The following is a 14,724-nucleotide window of genomic DNA, read 5'->3' on the forward strand; positions in this document are numbered from 1 at the left end:
AAGTAAAAGCACTCAGCTAGCCTGAAATTCTGTTGATCAACCCGCTGAGCATTCTGGAAAGCTCACGGGTTTCCTGTATCCACTGACTTGCAAGCGCCTTAGGGATGTAGCCGATATCGCTACCGATCAGCAATTGGGTTCGCAACTCTGCACAGGATCCTTTGGCAATGCGCAAATAGTGGCATTTTTCTTTACCACTACCACGCTCCATGCCTTCAGCGATGTTACTGGGCACGGACAGCGCAGAACGCCCGACCTGGTCTCGAAAACCATAATCGCCACATTCTCGCAGCGCCAAGAACACCTGTACCGTCAGTTGCCTGGAACGTTGCCAGACCTCAAGCCTCTCAAAATCCATTTTGTCCCAGCTCCAGTCCACTTGAAGCTTGTCGCTTGCAGCTTGCGGCTTAAAAGTACCCCTGACGTTTTTTCTCTTCCATGGAACCGGCACCGTCGTGATCGATCACGCGGCCCTGGCGCTCGGAAGTTCGGGTCAGGAGCATTTCCTGGATGATGTCGGTCAGGCTGGTCGCATCGGATTCCACCGCACCGGTCAGCGGGTAGCAGCCGAGGGTACGGAAACGTACTTTCCTCTTCTCGATACGCGCCTTCTCGTCGTCGGAGAGGTGCTCGAGGATGCGCTCGTCGTCGATCATGATCAGCGTGCCGTTCTTCTCGATGACATCGCGTTCGGCAGCGAAGTACAGCGGCACGATCGGAATCTGCTCGAGGTAGATGTACTGCCAGATATCCAGCTCGGTCCAGTTGGAGAGCGGGAACACGCGGATCGACTCGCCCTTCTTGACCTTGCCGTTGTAGACGTTCCACAGCTCGGGGCGCTGGTTCTTCGGATCCCAGCGGTGCTTGCTGTCGCGGAACGAATAGACGCGCTCCTTGGCCCGGGATTTTTCCTCGTCACGTCGGGCGCCGCCGAAAGCTGCATCGAAACCATACTTGTCCAGCGCCTGCTTGAGGCCCTCGGTCTTCATGATGTCGGTGTGCTTGGCACTGCCATGGGTGAAGGGGTTGATATTCTGAGCGACGCCATCCGGGTTGACGTGGGTGATCAGATCCAGGCCCATTTCCTCGACCATCTGGTCGCGGAAGCGATACATCTCCTGGAATTTCCAGCGGGTGTCCACGTGCATCACCGGGAACGGCAGCTTCCCGGGAAAGAAGGCCTTGCGCGCGAGATGCAGCATCACGGCGGAATCCTTGCCGATGGAATAGAGCATCACCGGGTTATCGAATTCGGCGGCCACTTCACGAATGATGTGGATGCTTTCCGCCTCGAGCTGTTTCAAGTGCGTCAGTTTGTCGAGCATGGCTACTCACGGGATAACGATATTTATTCAGGCCGACGGGCCTTGGACGAGCGCGCACTCTAGCACAGCGTCTCATTCTAATCAGGAAGGCACTTAGATCGAAACGATCTAGCGTTATACCGCTCCGCAACGGAGCACCAGCTACTCGCCGGGACACATGATTTCGAGAAAGGCCTCCTGGCGTCGGCCACTCATGCCGCGGAAACGCTGGAGCAGGGCGAACTCGCGCTCGCTCCAGGTGCGCCGCGGATCGCTGAGATAGGCAGAAGGTCGCTCCTGCACGAGCGTCTCGTCCGGCCAACCGTCCACCAGGGTGTCGAGCGAGATCTTCAACGCCGCGCGCAGGCTCAGCAGCGCATTAAAGCTCGGCATTTCCCGACCGTTCTCCCAGGCAGACACCGACGCCTTGGTCACCCCGACCTCGAACCCCAGATGCTCCTGGGTCAGGCCAGCCGCCAACCGGGCTTTGCGCAGGGTTTTGCCGAAAATGCTCATGGCCCACTCTTCTTACGATTGGGCAGAGTGTAAGGAGCGATCGCTTCGGTGTCGTATCGCACTGCTTGACTTTAAAAATATGGCTGAACGATACTTTTCAATCCCTATGGGCACCCGGACGAGCATGACACCGATCACCCTGCACCCATTGGATCTCCTCCCGAGCACCATGGCCCGGAGCCTGGGGAGAAACCTCGCCGTGGGAGCGGTCGCCATCCTGGCCTTCAGCTCCGGCATCGGCTGGCTGATGCTCTGCGCCATCGCGCCATTGCTCTACGCCATGGCCGGCCTGTTCTGGTACCCCATCATGGAGTGGCGTCTGCAACGCACGACGGTGGTCATCGGCCACGATGCTATTGCCTGCAACGGACACCCTTTCGCCTATCGTGACGTCCTCGCCCTCAGCTACCGTCGCCAGGGCACGTACGGTCGTCAGCTCAGATTGAAGGGGCGTCAGCGCGCCCATGCCATCGCCCTGCATCATTACGACCTGCCCGCGCCGCTGAACGACGAGCTCCTGCTCACCCTACTCGCCAGGCGCGTCCTGGAGGCCAATCCCAAGGCCCTGATCGACATCCGCTACTGAGAGGCACGCCAGCGGCTACCGCTGCGTCGGAAACGGCACCCATGCGCACAGCCGGCTCGCTCTTCGTGCGAGCCTCGTAGTCAAGCCGATGCTAGATCGGATTAGGGCAGTCGATGAACAGATGCTCGATGGCGAAGCGGCGGCTCAGGTATTCGCCCAATGCCTGAACGCCGTAACGCTCGGTCGCATGGTGGCCAGCAGCGATGAAGCTGATGCCGTTTTCCCGGGCACTGTGGTAAGTCTGCTCGGACGCCTCCCCCGTCAGATAGAGGTCGACGCCCGCCGCGACGGCCTGATCGATATAGCCCTGCCCACCGCCGGTACACCAGCCGATGCGGCTGATCATGCGGTCGCCTTCCACCAGCAAGGGTTCACGGCCCAGCACCTCGTGGACACGGCGGGCAAAATCCCGCGCGCTCATGGGCTGCGCCAGCGAGCCGACCAGGCCGACGGTGCGTGGGTTGTCCGGCTCCAGCGGCCCTTCGACGGTGATCTCCAACTGCTGGGCAAGCTGCACGTTGTTGCCCACCTCGGCGTGCAGATCCAACGGCAGGTGATAAGCCAGCAGACTGATCTCGTTGGCCAGCAGGGTTTTCAGGCGACGCTGCTTCATGCCGGTGATGCAGGGATTCTCGCCCTTCCAGAAATAGCCATGGTGCACCAGCAGTACATCCGCCCGTGCCTCCACGGCGGCCTCGATCAGCGCCAGGCTGGCGGTCACGCCACTGACGATGCGCTGCACGTACGGCCGGCCTTCGACCTGCAGGCCATTGGGGCAATAATCGCTGATCCGCGAAGCACCGAGATAGCGTTCGGCGTCCTCTACCAGGGTCGTCAGAGCAATGGCCATACAGTTTCCTCACGAGCTGTTGCGAACCGCTGCTTTCTTGGCGCGGTTCTCTATAATGGCGCACCTTAAGGGCCTGTTCAGGGCCTCGCAACCCTCAGGATTGGATCGATGCTCAAGGCCCTGCGTTTCTTCGGCTGGCCACTACTGGTCGGCGTTCTGGTATCGCTGCTGATCATGCAACAGTACCCGCAACTGGTGGGCCTGCCGATGCACGACGTGCAGTTGCGCCAGGCGCCTGCCTATACGCATACCCGAGAGGGCCCTGCCTCCTACGCCAGTGCGGTGAGCACCGCCTCGCCGGCAGTGGCCAACCTGTACACCACCAAGTATGTGAGCAAACCGAACCATCCGCTGTTCGAAGACCCTCAATTCCGCAAGTTCTACGGCGATAACCTGCCGGGTCAGCGACGCATGGAGTCCAGCCTCGGCTCGGCGGTAATCATGAGCCCGGAAGGCTACCTGTTGACCAACAACCACGTGACCGCCAATGCGGATCAGATCGTGGTAGCCCTCAAGGATGGGCGTGAGACGCTCGCACGGGTGATAGGCAGCGACCCGGAAACCGACCTGGCGGTCTTGAAGATCGACCTCAAGGATCTGCCCTCGATGACCCTTGGGCGTTCCGACAACATCAGGATCGGTGACGTCTCCCTGGCCATCGGCAACCCCTTCGGCGTCGGCCAGACCGTGACCATGGGCATCATCAGCGCCACCGGGCGTAACCAGTTGGGCCTCAACACCTACGAAGATTTCATCCAGACCGATGCGGCGATCAACCCGGGCAACTCCGGCGGCGCACTGGTCGATGCCTACGGCAATCTGGTCGGCATCAACACGGCGATCTTCTCCAAATCCGGCGGTTCTCAGGGCATCGGTTTCGCCATCCCGGTGAAACTGGCGATTGAAGTGATGCAGTCGATCATCGAACACGGCCAGGTGATCCGTGGCTGGTTGGGCCTCGAAGTGCAGCCACTGACTCCGGAACTGGCCGAGTCATTCGGGCTGGAAGGGCGTCAGGGCATCATCGTCGCCGGTATCTACCGCAATGGGCCGGCGCAAAAGGCTGGGCTGCAGCCCAATGACCTGATCCTCAAGATCGACGGCGAACCTGCCGGCGATGCTCGCCGTTCGATGAACCAGGTCGCTCGCGCCAAACCGGGCGAGAAGATTCGCATCGAGGTCATGCGCAACGGCAAGATGATGGAGCTCAGCGCCGAAATCGGCGTACGCCCACCAGTCGCCAACAGCAACTAGCGCACAACACTCGCAGCACGCCCACCGTTGTTTCGCACCGAGGCCGACGCTCCTACGCAGCTGGTAGCCGTCTCGCGCCACCTTGTAGGAGCTGCGCCCCGCAGCGAATGGCGATGGCAACACCGATATTACGAACGGTCGCCTGAGCTGAGCCACGCTTCATCGGCAATGAAAAAGCCAGGGCAGTGCCCTGGCTTTTTCATTGCTGCGCGAAATTATCAGAGCGTTGCCAGGCCATCCAGCAATGCCTGGTTCTGCTCCGGCGAACCGATGCTGATGCGCAGGAACTGGGCGATGCGCTCCTGCTTGAAGTGGCGCACGATCACGCCCTGCTCACGCAGCGCCGCAGCGATGCCGGCAGCATCGCGCTGCGGATGACGGGCAAAGATGAAGTTGGCGGCCGATGGCAGTACCTCGAAGCCCAGCGCCTGCAAACCGGCCGTGACTTGCTCGCGACTGTCGATCACCGCCGCGCAGGTCTGCTCGAAATAGGTTTGATCCTCGAACGCCGCCGCAGCACCCGCGATGGCGATGCGATCCAGCGGGTAGGAGTTGAAACTGTTCTTGATCCGCTCCAGGGCCTCGATCAGATCCACGTGCCCGACTGCCAGGCCAACACGCAGGCCAGCCAGCGAGCGGGATTTGGATAGCGTCTGCGTGACCAGCAGGTTCGGGTACTTATCCACCAGAGCGATGGCCGACATGCCGCCAAAGTCGATATAGGCCTCGTCCACCAGCACCACGCTATCCGGGTTGGCCTGCAGCAAACGCTCGATGGCCTCCAGCGCCAGCAGGCAACCGGTGGGTGCATTGGGGTTGGGGAAGACGATGCCACCATTTGGCCGCGCATAATCCTCGACGCGAATCTGGAACTGCTCGTCCAGCGCCAGAGGCTCGGCCTGGATGCCATACAGCCCGCAATACACCGGATAGAAGCTGTAGCTGATATCCGGGAACAGCAGCGGCTTGCCGTGCTGGAACAGGCCGTGGAAGGCGTGGGCCAGCACCTCGTCGGAGCCGTTGCCGACGAACACCTGAGCAGGCTGCACGCCGTAATAGCCGGCAACCGCCTGCTTCAGGCGCTCGCCATTGGGATCGGGATACAGGCGCAGATCGTCGTTCAGCTCCTCGCGCATCGCGGCGAGGGCTTTGGGCGACGGGCCGTAGGGGTTTTCGTTGGTGTTGAGTTTGACCAGCTTGCTCAGCTTGGGCTGCTCACCCGGCACATAGGGCACCAGGTCTTTGACGAAGGGGCTCCAGAATTTGCTCATCTGCCCTTCTCTCCTCGAAATTGTTCAGTATGCGTAGAGTAAAAAACCGCGCAGCATTTTCCGGCGGACGAAACGGTGGACGAGAAAAGCGTCGTCCACCCTACAACCAGCTATCACTTTTTAATGCGGTACTCGGCGCTACGGGCATGGGCGGTCAGCGACTCGCCGCGGGCCAGCACCGAGGCCACCTTGCCGAGCTCGGAAGCACCTTCGGCCGAACAATGGATGATCGACGAACGCTTCTGGAAGTCGTAGACCCCCAATGGCGAGGAGAAACGCGCAGTGCCCGATGTCGGCAATACGTGGTTCGGCCCAGCGCAGTAATCACCCAGCGCTTCGGCGGTATAACGCCCCATGAAGATGGCGCCCGCGTGGCGGATCTGCGGCAGGTACTGTTCGGGGTTCTCGACCGAAAGTTCCAGGTGCTCGGGCGCGATACGGTTGGCCACCTCGATGGCCTGGGCCATATCGGCAACCTGAATCAGCGCGCCACGGCCCTCGATGGAGGTACGGGCAATCGCTTCACGCTCCAGGCTCGGCAGCAGACGAGTGATGCTCTCGGCGACCTTGTCGAGGAACGCCGCATCCGGGCTGACCAGGATCGACTGGGCGTCTTCGTCATGTTCGGCCTGGGAGAACAGATCCATGGCGATCCAGTCCGGGTCGGTCTGGCCGTCGCAGACCACGAGGATTTCCGAAGGCCCGGCGATCATGTCGATACCGACCTTGCCGAACACATGGCGCTTGGCGGTGGCCACATAGATGTTGCCCGGGCCGACGATCTTGTCCACCGGCGGCACGCTTTCGGTGCCATAGGCCAGTGCGGCGACGGCCTGGGCGCCGCCGATGGTGAACACCCGGTCGACGCCGGCAATCGCCGCCGCGGCAAGGACGATCTCATTGATCTCGCCACGCGGCGTCGGCACCACCATGACTACTTCCGGCACCCCGGCGACCTTGGCCGGAATGGCATTCATCAACACCGAGGACGGGTAGGACGCTTTGCCGCCGGGCACGTACAGGCCTGCACGATCCAGCGGTGTGACCTTCTGCCCGAGCACCGTGCCGTCGGCCTCGGTGTACGTCCAGGAGTCCTGCTTCTGTTTCTCGTGGTAGCTGCGCACCCGCTCGGCGGCGATTTCCAGCGCCTGGCGCTGCTCGGCGGTAATACGGGTCAGCGCCAGCTCGAGGCGCTCGCGCGGCAGGATCAGGTCGGCCATGGACGCCACTTCCAGCGCATCGAAACGCTGGGTGAACTCGACCAGCGCCGCATCGCCGCGCTCACGCACGGTCTTGATGATGTCCAGTACGCGCTGATTGACGCCGTCGTCCGAGACGCTTTCCCAGCTCAGCAGATGATCCAGATGGCGCGCGAAATCCTGATCAGCGGCATTGAGTCGGCGGATGGCAACGGGAGCGGTCATAGCTAGAGCCTCATCTGGATGGCGTGTTCTCAGAGCCTGTTCAAGGTCTCGCGAGCTAGAGCAATGCAAGGCAAAAACAGGCGAGGAAGCGGAGTTTACTGCAGTAAATGAGCATTCCGAGCCTGTTTTTAACGCCGCAGGGCCGAAGCGCAGCAGACATTGGACAGGCTCTCAGGCGCCGCTAGCGTAGCAAGCCCACCGTGCGGGCACCTGAGAACTTGACACGGATAGGCGTTGCGCGACCGCGAGGCCGCGCGGGGAGAGGGTCAATGCGGATGGTGCGTCTCGACCGCTTCACGCAGCGTGTCGATCAGGGCCTGGATGCGGCCATGCTGCATCTTCATCGAGGCCTTGTTGACCACCAGGCGCGAGCTGATGTGAGCGATCAGCTCCTGGGCCTCCAGACCATTGGCGCGCAGGGTGTTGCCGGTGTCGACCACATCGATGATCTTGTCGGCCAGGCCCACCAGCGGCGCCAACTCCATCGAGCCGTACAGCTTGATGATATCGACCTGACGGCCCTGCTCGGCGTAGTAGCGCTTGGCGACGTTGACGAACTTGGTGGCCACGCGCAGGCGGCCCTTGGGTTCGGCCGCGCCGACCGCGCCAGCGGTCATCAGCTTGCAGCGGGCAATACGCAGATCCAGTGGCTCGTAGAGCCCCTGGCCACCGTATTCGAGCAGCACGTCCTTGCCGGCGACGCCAAGATCGGCAGCGCCGTGCTCGACATAGGTCGGCACGTCGGTGGCCCGCACGATCAGCAGACGCACGTCATCCTGGGTGGTCGGAATGATCAGCTTGCGACTCTTGTCCGGATTCTCGGTCGGCACGATGCCTGCCGCCGCGAGCAGCGGCAGGGTGTCATCGAGAATACGGCCTTTGGACAGGGCGATGGTCAGCATGTGGTCAGCCCGGCACGCGGCGAATCTTCGCCCCCAGCAGTTGCAATTTTTCTTCGATGCATTCGTAGCCACGGTCGATGTGGTAGATGCGATCGATCACCGTGTCGCCCTGGGCAACCAGCGCGGCAATGACCAGGCTGGCCGAAGCGCGCAGGTCGGTGGCCATTACCGGAGCACCCTTGAGCTGAGCGGTACCGGTGACGATGGCGGTGTTGCCTTCGACCTGGATCTGCGCGCCCATGCGGCTCATTTCGTAGACGTGCATGAAGCGGTTTTCGAAGATCGTCTCGATGACCGTGCCAGTGCCTTCGGCAATCGCATTGAGGGCGATGAACTGCGCCTGCATGTCGGTGGGAAACGCCGGATAGGGTGCGGTACGCAGGTTCACGGCCTTGGGACGTTTGCCTTTCATGTCCAGCTCGATCCAGTCGGGGCCGGTAGTGATTTCGGCACCCGCTTCCTGCAGTTTGGCCAGCACAGCTTCCAGGGTACTCGGATCGGCATCCTTGACCTTGACGCGGCCGCCGGTCGCAGCGGCGGCCACCAGGTAGGTACCGGTCTCGATGCGGTCGGGCATCACGCTGAAGCGTGCGCCGGTGAGGCGCTCGACGCCGTCGATGGTGATGGTGTCGGTACCGGCACCCTCGATCTTCGCACCCATGGCGATCAGGCAGTTGGCCAGGTCGACCACTTCAGGCTCGCGGGCGGCGTTTTCCAGCACGCTACGGCCCTTGGCCAGCGTTGCGGCCATCATGATGTTCTCGGTACCGGTCACACTGACCATATCGAAGAAGAAGTGCGCACCGCGAAGGCCGCCTTCCGGCGCCTTGGCCTTGATGTAACCACCCTCGACATCGATCACCGCCCCCATGGCCTCCAGGCCGCGGATGTGCAGGTCGACCGGACGCGAGCCGATGGCGCAGCCACCAGGCAGCGCCACTTCAGCCTCACCGAAGCGCGCGACCATGGGGCCGAGCACCAGGATCGAAGCGCGCATGGTTTTCACCAGCTCGTACGGCGCGACCAGAGTCTTCATGGTGCGCGCATCAACCTCGACGCTGAGTTTCTCGTCGATGATCGGCTCGATGCCCATGCGGCCGAACAGCTCGATCATCGTGGTGATGTCGTGCAGGTGTGGCAGATTGCAGATGGTCACCGGCGCATCGCCGAGCAAGGTGGCTGCCAGAATCGGCAGTGCGGAGTTCTTTGCACCGGAAATGCGGATCTCGCCATCGAGGCGTACACCACCGGTAATGCTTAATTTATCCATAGCTGGTTCGTAGCCTCAGGAACGAGCGGCCCAATCGGCACGGCTGAAAAATTTCATGCTCACGGCGTGGATGCTGCCATCGGCGATCCAGGGATTCAGGTGAGCGTAGATTTGCTGCTGGCGTTTGACCGGGCTGAGCGCGGCCAGCTCGTCGCTGATCAGATTGAGCTGGAAGTTGCAGCCTTCGCCGTCGACCTCTACCTGAGTATCCGGCAGTTTGGTCTCCAAGAAACTTTTTACCTCAAGGGCCTGCATGCTCAACCTCGACAACGTATTCAGTAAGCGTGAACGTCGCACGGCGACGTCTGTATACAGTGTTCGGCCAACGGTTGCGGGGAAGGTCAGGCAGCGATGACGCTGGTTGCACGATCCGCCTGCGGCACGCGACACGAGCCTGTAGACATGGGGCGGGCATCATACCAAAAAATCGCCGGGAGCGATTTCTGACGTCGCTCGCGATGATCCGAAGGATGGCCACCAGGGACGACAGACCACAAATGCTTTTCGGGAGAAATTCTCGGTAACGAGCCGCAGCGCCCGAAGGTGATCGCCGGGCTCGGAGAACGTTCTCAGGCCTCCAGAGGCAGCACATGATGCAACTCACACACCTTGGCGATCCCACTCATGTCCTGGGGCAGACTGCGAATGCTCAACGCTTTACCGGCGGCCTGGGCGTCGCGGGTATAAGAAAGCAGCAGAGACAGGCCGACGCTGCTGGACTTTTCCACTGCAGAGCAATCGACCACACAGGTAGACGCCTGGGTGGCGCGGATCAGGCGACCGCCCTGCTCACGCAGGGCAGGACCACTCCGATAGTCGAGCACGCCGGAAAGCGCCAGTAATCCCGGTGCCTGTTCGACGATAGCCGCTGAACTCACGACGCCCCCCGAGCCTGACGTGCCCTGGCGACGGTGTCGGCCCAAGAGTCGATGACCTTGTCCAGATCGTTGCGGTTGTTCTGCATCGACTGGGCGAACTGGTCACGGAACAGCTTGCCGACGTTGATGCCATTGATCACCACGTTACGCAGCTTCCAGGTTCCGTCCATGGCAACCATGGTGTAGGACAACGGATAGACCGTACCTTTGCCATCGCGGATCTCCATGTTGACCGAGGTACGCTGCGGATCCGGTTTGCCGGAAACCGGAAGCACACGGATGTCCTGGTTGTTGTACTCGAGCAGCGCGTTGCCATAGAACTGCATCAGGCTACGCTTGAAGTTCTCCTGGAAACGAGTCATCTGTTCAGGCGTGGCATTACGCGAGTAGCGCACCGTCATCACGCTGCGGGACACGCCATCGACATCCACCACCGGACCAAGAATCTCGTTGAGCGAGTTGTAGAAGGCATCCGGGTTGCTGCGGTACTCCTCCTTGTTGGCCTTGAGGTCGGCCAGGAGGGTCTCGGTGGTTTCCTGCACCACTTCATGGGCGGCAGGCGCGGCCACAGCCAGCAATGGTAGCGCGGCCAGCAGGGCGACAAGGCTGTTACGCACGGTCTTGATCATCATCGGGTACCTCATTGGCTGTCCTGATCCCTGTTGACCGAATTGAGCAGAAATTTGCCAATCAGGTCTTCGAGTACCAGAGAAGACTGGGTGTCATGAATGGTTCCGCCATCGGCCAGCAACTCTTCGTCGCCACCGACGCTGATCCCCACATACTTTTCACCGAGCAGGCCGGCAGTCAGGATCGACGCGGTGGAATCCACCGGAAGATTGTCGACGCTGCCGTCGAGTTCCATCGTTACGCGCCCGGTGTAGCTGTCACGATCCAGATCGATCGCCGTTACGCGGCCAATGCTCACGCCCGCCATGGTCACTTTGGCGCGCATGGTGAGGCCGGCGATATTGTCAAAGTGCGCATAGACCTTGTAGGTGTCGACGGTGTTGCCGGGCGCCAGGCCGCTGACCCGCAGGGCCAGCAACAGCAGGGCCAGCAAGCCGGCCAGGAGGAACAGGCCGACACCGATTTCCATCGTGCGGTTTTGCATCAGAAATCTCCAAACATCAAAGCGGTCAGAATGAAATCCAGCCCCAATACGGCCAGCGAGGCATACACCACCGTTCGGGTGGTCGCGCGGCTGATGCCTTCCGAGGTCGGCTCGCAGTCGTAACCCTGGAACACGGCGATCCAGGTGACGACGAAGGCGAAGACCAGGCTTTTGATTATCCCGTTGAGCACGTCTTCGCGGAACGAAACGCTGTTTTGCATGTTGGCCCAGAACGAGCCTTCGTAAACGCCCAGCCAGTCGATGGCGACCATCGCGCCGCCCCAGATACCGACCACGCTGAAGATCATCGTCAGCAGTGGCATGGAAATGAAACCGGCCCACAGACGCGGCGCGACGATGTGCTTGAGCGGGTCGACGCCGATCATCGCCAGGCTCGACAACTGCTCGGTTGATTTCATGTTGCCGATCTCGGCAGTCAACGCCGAGCCGGCACGGCCGGCGAACAGTAGTGCGGTGACCACCGGCCCCAGTTCACGCAACAAGGTCAGGGCGACCATCTGCCCCACCGCCTGCTCGGAGCCGTATTTGGCGAGAATGCTGAAGCCCTGCAGCGACAGCACCATGCCGATGAACAGGCCGGAAACCACGATGATCGCCAGGGACAGCACGCCCACCGAATACAGCTGTTTGATCAAAAGCTGCAGCGAATGGCCCGATGTGCCACGCCCGAACAGTGCGCGCAGCAGAAAGACCGTCGAACGCCCCAGCGTGGCGACCACGTCGATACCCGCACGCCCGAACAGGCGCACGCGTTCGAGTGAAGATGTCCTGCGCATCAGCGCCCCCCCAGTAGATCGTCGCGGTAGCTCGGCGCTTGAAAATGAAAAGGAACCGGCCCGTCCGGCGTGCCCTGCATGAACTGACGCACCTGTGGATTTTCGGAGTCACGCAGCTCGGCCGGCGTTCCCTGGCCCAGAACCTGACTGTCACCGACGACATAGATGTAATCGGCGATGCTCGCCGTCTCCGCCAGATCGTGAGACACCACGATACTGGTAATGCCCAGGGCATCGTTGAGCAAACGAATCAAGCGCACCAGCACGCCCATGGCGATGGGATCCTGCCCGACGAACGGCTCGTCATACATGAGTATCTGCGGATCCAGGGCGATTGCCCGGGCCAGCGCCACACGCCGCTTCATACCACCGGAGAGTTCATCGGGCATCAACTCGATGGCGCCACGCAAGCCAACCGCTTGCAGCTTCATCAGAACAATGTCACGAATCATTTCTTCGGGCAGTTGCGTATGCACGCGTAGCGGAAATGCCACGTTTTCGAACACGTCGAGGTCGGTGAACAACGCACCGCTCTGGAACAGCACGCCCATCTGCTTGCGCATGTCGAACAGCTCGCTGCGCGACAGATCGGGTAGGTTCAGGCCGTTGACGTGGATTTCGCCCGCGCTTGGCCGCAACTCGGCGGCGATCAGCCGTAACAGCGTGGTCTTGCCACAGCCGGAGGGGCCCATGATCCCGGTGACCTTGCCCCTCGGGATGCGTATATCGACGTTCTTGAAGATGTGCCGCTCGCCGCGCTGAAAACTTACGTTCTTAAGCTCGACCGCGTACTGATTTTCGGCGCTCATCGGAACTCCATTACGTACTGCCTTGCCTAATCAGATGCCCTGCATCGGGATAAGGGCACGGCGATCGGCCATACGAGCCAAAAATGGCTGCGGACTATAGCATTTGCCTCATTACCCGCCAAAGCCGAGCACCCTGACCGTTCAGGCTTGTGACAGCTTTGCCGTTTCACCTCGGCGCCATGGATGATGAGTCCTGTAGTCTTTCCCGTTATAATCCCCGTCTTTTTCGTCCAGCAGTCCAAGCCAAGCATGAACCAGACCCGCGACCTGATTGATTCCGCCCAACGCACCATCCGCCTCGAAATCGAGGCGGTACAAGAGCTGTTGCCCCGTATCGACGCCAATTTCGTCAAGGCTTGCGAGTTGATCCTGGCCAGCAAGGGCCGCGTGGTCGTGGTCGGCATGGGCAAATCCGGGCATATCGGCAACAAGATCGCCGCCACCCTGGCCAGCACCGGCACCACTGCTTTTTTCGTGCACCCTGCAGAAGCCAGCCACGGCGACATGGGCATGATCACCCGTGACGACGTGGTACTCGCCCTGTCCAACTCGGGTTCCACGGCAGAGATCGTCACCCTGCTGCCGTTGATCAAACGCCTCGGCATCACCCTGATCAGCATGACCGGCAACCCGGAGTCGCCGCTGTCCAAGGCTGCCGAAGTGAACCTCGACACCCGCGTAGCCAAGGAAGCCTGCCCGCTCAATCTGGCGCCGACCTCCTCCACTACCGCTTCACTGGTACTGGGCGACGCTCTGGCCATCGCGCTGCTGGAAGCTCGTGGCTTCACCGCCGAAGATTTCGCCTTCTCCCATCCAGGTGGCGCTCTGGGTCGGCGCCTGCTGCTCAAGGTCGAGAATGTCATGCACACGGGCGACAGCCTGCCTCAGGTCAGGCGCGGCACCAGCCTGCGCGATGCACTGCTGGAAATGACCCAGAAAGGCCTGGGCATGACCGCCGTACTGGAAGCCGATGGCCGGCTCGCCGGGATCTTCACCGACGGCGATCTGCGCCGCGCTCTGGATAAAGGCGTCGACGTGCGTGATGCACGCATCGACGACGTCATGACCCCGCACGGCAAAACCGCCCGTGCCGACATGCTCGCCGCCGAGGCCCTGAAGATAATGGAAGACAACAAGATCAGTGCACTGGTCGTGGTGGACACCAGCGGGCGCCCGGTAGGTGCCTTCAACCTTGGCGACCTGTTGCGCGCGGGGGTGATGTGATGAGCGACCTGCTGCAGCGCACGCGCGCAATCAAACTGGCCATCTTCGATGTCGACGGCGTACTCACCGACGGCAAGCTGTACTTTCTCGTCGACGGCAGCGAGTTCAAGACCTTCAATACCCTGGACGGTCAGGGCATCAAGATGCTGATCAACTCGGGCGTACGCACCGCCATCATCAGCGGCCGCAAGACGCCCGTGGTCGAGCGCCGTGCACAGAACCTGGGTATCCAGCACCTGTACCAGGGCCGCGAAGACAAACTCGACGTGCTCGACGAACTGCTCGCCGAACTTGGCCTGAGCTACGAACAAGTGGCTTACCTGGGCGATGACCTGCCGGATCTGCCGGTGATTCGCCGAGTCGGCCTGGGCATGGCGGTAGCCAGTGGCAACGGTTTCGTACGCGAGCATGCCCATGGCGTCACTCAGGCGCGCGGCGGTGAAGGTGCGGCCCGCGAATTCTGCGAACTGATCATGCGCGGCCAGGGCACTCTCGAAGCCGCCCAATCCGCCTACCTCTAGGGCC

18 protein-coding genes are annotated in these 14,724 nt (G+C 61.4%); 4 read left to right on the forward strand and 14 right to left on the reverse strand.

What is annotated here, in order from left to right; genetic code table 11:
- Positions 1-16: 16 nt before the first annotated feature.
- The 3 genes from DNK10_RS02505 to DNK10_RS02515 all read right to left on the reverse strand — a co-directional run bounded on the left by DNK10_RS02505 (position 17) and on the right by DNK10_RS02515 (position 1,820).
- Positions 17-358: a four helix bundle protein gene (locus DNK10_RS02505; protein ID WP_131190789.1), complete on the reverse strand. Its 342-nt coding sequence runs from the start codon at positions 356-358 to the stop codon at positions 17-19.
- Between the two features lie 49 nt (positions 359-407).
- Positions 408-1,325: a sulfate adenylyltransferase subunit CysD gene (gene cysD, locus DNK10_RS02510; RefSeq protein WP_131178730.1), complete on the reverse strand. Its 918-nt coding sequence runs from the start codon at positions 1,323-1,325 to the stop codon at positions 408-410.
- Positions 1,326-1,466: 141 nt separating this feature from the next.
- Positions 1,467-1,820, reverse strand: coding sequence for a helix-turn-helix domain-containing protein (locus tag DNK10_RS02515; RefSeq protein WP_131178729.1), 354 nt, complete (start codon positions 1,818-1,820; stop codon positions 1,467-1,469).
- 124 nt (positions 1,821-1,944) lie between these two features.
- Between DNK10_RS02515 and DNK10_RS02520 the strand changes: the two genes are divergently transcribed.
- Positions 1,945-2,406: a hypothetical protein gene (locus DNK10_RS02520; RefSeq protein WP_131190466.1), complete on the forward strand. Its 462-nt coding sequence runs from the start codon at positions 1,945-1,947 to the stop codon at positions 2,404-2,406.
- Positions 2,407-2,497: 91 nt separating this feature from the next.
- Here the strand turns inward: DNK10_RS02520 and DNK10_RS02525 are convergent, their stop codons facing one another.
- Positions 2,498-3,256 carry a Nif3-like dinuclear metal center hexameric protein gene (locus DNK10_RS02525; protein WP_131178727.1) on the reverse strand — a complete coding sequence of 253 codons (759 nt, stop codon included), beginning with the start codon at positions 3,254-3,256 and terminating at the stop codon, positions 2,498-2,500.
- 108 nt (positions 3,257-3,364) lie between these two features.
- On the opposite strand from DNK10_RS02525, the gene algW reads away from it, so the two are divergent.
- Positions 3,365-4,510, forward strand: coding sequence for a Do family serine endopeptidase AlgW (gene algW, locus DNK10_RS02530; protein ID WP_131178726.1), 1,146 nt, complete (start codon positions 3,365-3,367; stop codon positions 4,508-4,510).
- A gap of 218 nt (positions 4,511-4,728) precedes the next feature.
- On the opposite strand, the gene hisC is transcribed toward algW, so the two are convergent.
- The 10 genes from hisC to DNK10_RS02585 form a co-directional block, all read right to left on the reverse strand.
- Complete coding sequence (gene hisC / locus DNK10_RS02535) at positions 4,729-5,781, reverse strand: histidinol-phosphate transaminase (RefSeq protein ID WP_131178725.1); 1,053 nt, start codon at positions 5,779-5,781, stop codon at positions 4,729-4,731.
- Positions 5,782-5,894: 113 nt separating this feature from the next.
- Positions 5,895-7,205, reverse strand: a complete 1,311-nt coding sequence (gene hisD / locus DNK10_RS02540; protein WP_131178724.1) for a histidinol dehydrogenase — start codon at positions 7,203-7,205, stop codon at positions 5,895-5,897.
- 266 nt (positions 7,206-7,471) lie between these two features.
- The gene (gene hisG / locus DNK10_RS02550) at positions 7,472-8,107 is read right to left on the reverse strand and encodes an ATP phosphoribosyltransferase (protein ID WP_131178722.1); all 636 of its coding nucleotides are present in this window, start codon (positions 8,105-8,107) and stop codon (positions 7,472-7,474) included.
- 4 nt (positions 8,108-8,111) lie between these two features.
- On the reverse strand, positions 8,112-9,377 hold the full coding sequence (murA, locus tag DNK10_RS02555) for a UDP-N-acetylglucosamine 1-carboxyvinyltransferase (protein WP_131178721.1): 1,266 nt from the start codon (positions 9,375-9,377) through the stop codon (positions 8,112-8,114).
- 15 nt (positions 9,378-9,392) lie between these two features.
- On the reverse strand, positions 9,393-9,632 hold the full coding sequence (locus tag DNK10_RS02560; RefSeq protein ID WP_131178720.1) for a BolA family protein: 240 nt from the start codon (positions 9,630-9,632) through the stop codon (positions 9,393-9,395).
- A 314-nt stretch (positions 9,633-9,946) separates the two neighbouring features.
- A complete protein-coding gene (locus tag DNK10_RS02565; RefSeq protein ID WP_131178719.1) occupies positions 9,947-10,255 on the reverse strand; it encodes an STAS domain-containing protein in 309 nt (102 codons plus the stop codon).
- The gene (locus DNK10_RS02570) at positions 10,252-10,884 is read right to left on the reverse strand and encodes an MlaC/ttg2D family ABC transporter substrate-binding protein (protein WP_131178959.1); all 633 of its coding nucleotides are present in this window, start codon (positions 10,882-10,884) and stop codon (positions 10,252-10,254) included. The genes DNK10_RS02565 and DNK10_RS02570 overlap by 4 nt, the downstream gene beginning before the upstream one ends.
- Before the next feature lie 11 nt (positions 10,885-10,895).
- Entirely contained in the window at positions 10,896-11,369 is a 474-nt protein-coding gene (gene mlaD / locus DNK10_RS02575) for an outer membrane lipid asymmetry maintenance protein MlaD (protein ID WP_131178718.1), read from the reverse strand.
- Positions 11,369-12,166 (reverse strand): lipid asymmetry maintenance ABC transporter permease subunit MlaE, encoded by a 798-nt coding sequence (gene mlaE, locus DNK10_RS02580; protein WP_131178717.1) that lies wholly within the window; start codon positions 12,164-12,166, stop codon positions 11,369-11,371. The genes mlaD and mlaE overlap by 1 nt, the downstream gene beginning before the upstream one ends.
- A complete protein-coding gene (locus DNK10_RS02585) occupies positions 12,166-12,975 on the reverse strand; it encodes an ATP-binding cassette domain-containing protein (protein WP_131178716.1) in 810 nt (269 codons plus the stop codon). Before DNK10_RS02585 ends, mlaE begins: the two co-directional genes overlap by 1 nt.
- A 249-nt stretch (positions 12,976-13,224) precedes the next feature.
- Between DNK10_RS02585 and DNK10_RS02590 the strand changes: the two genes are divergently transcribed.
- Complete coding sequence (locus DNK10_RS02590) at positions 13,225-14,199, forward strand: KpsF/GutQ family sugar-phosphate isomerase (RefSeq protein WP_131178715.1); 975 nt, start codon at positions 13,225-13,227, stop codon at positions 14,197-14,199.
- A complete protein-coding gene (locus DNK10_RS02595; protein ID WP_131190467.1) occupies positions 14,199-14,720 on the forward strand; it encodes a KdsC family phosphatase in 522 nt (173 codons plus the stop codon). Before DNK10_RS02590 ends, DNK10_RS02595 begins: the two co-directional genes overlap by 1 nt.
- Positions 14,721-14,724: the final 4 nt, after the last annotated feature.

The organism is Phytopseudomonas daroniae (assembly GCF_004327275.1).
GTDB lineage: Bacteria > Pseudomonadota > Gammaproteobacteria > Pseudomonadales > Pseudomonadaceae > Aquipseudomonas > Aquipseudomonas daroniae.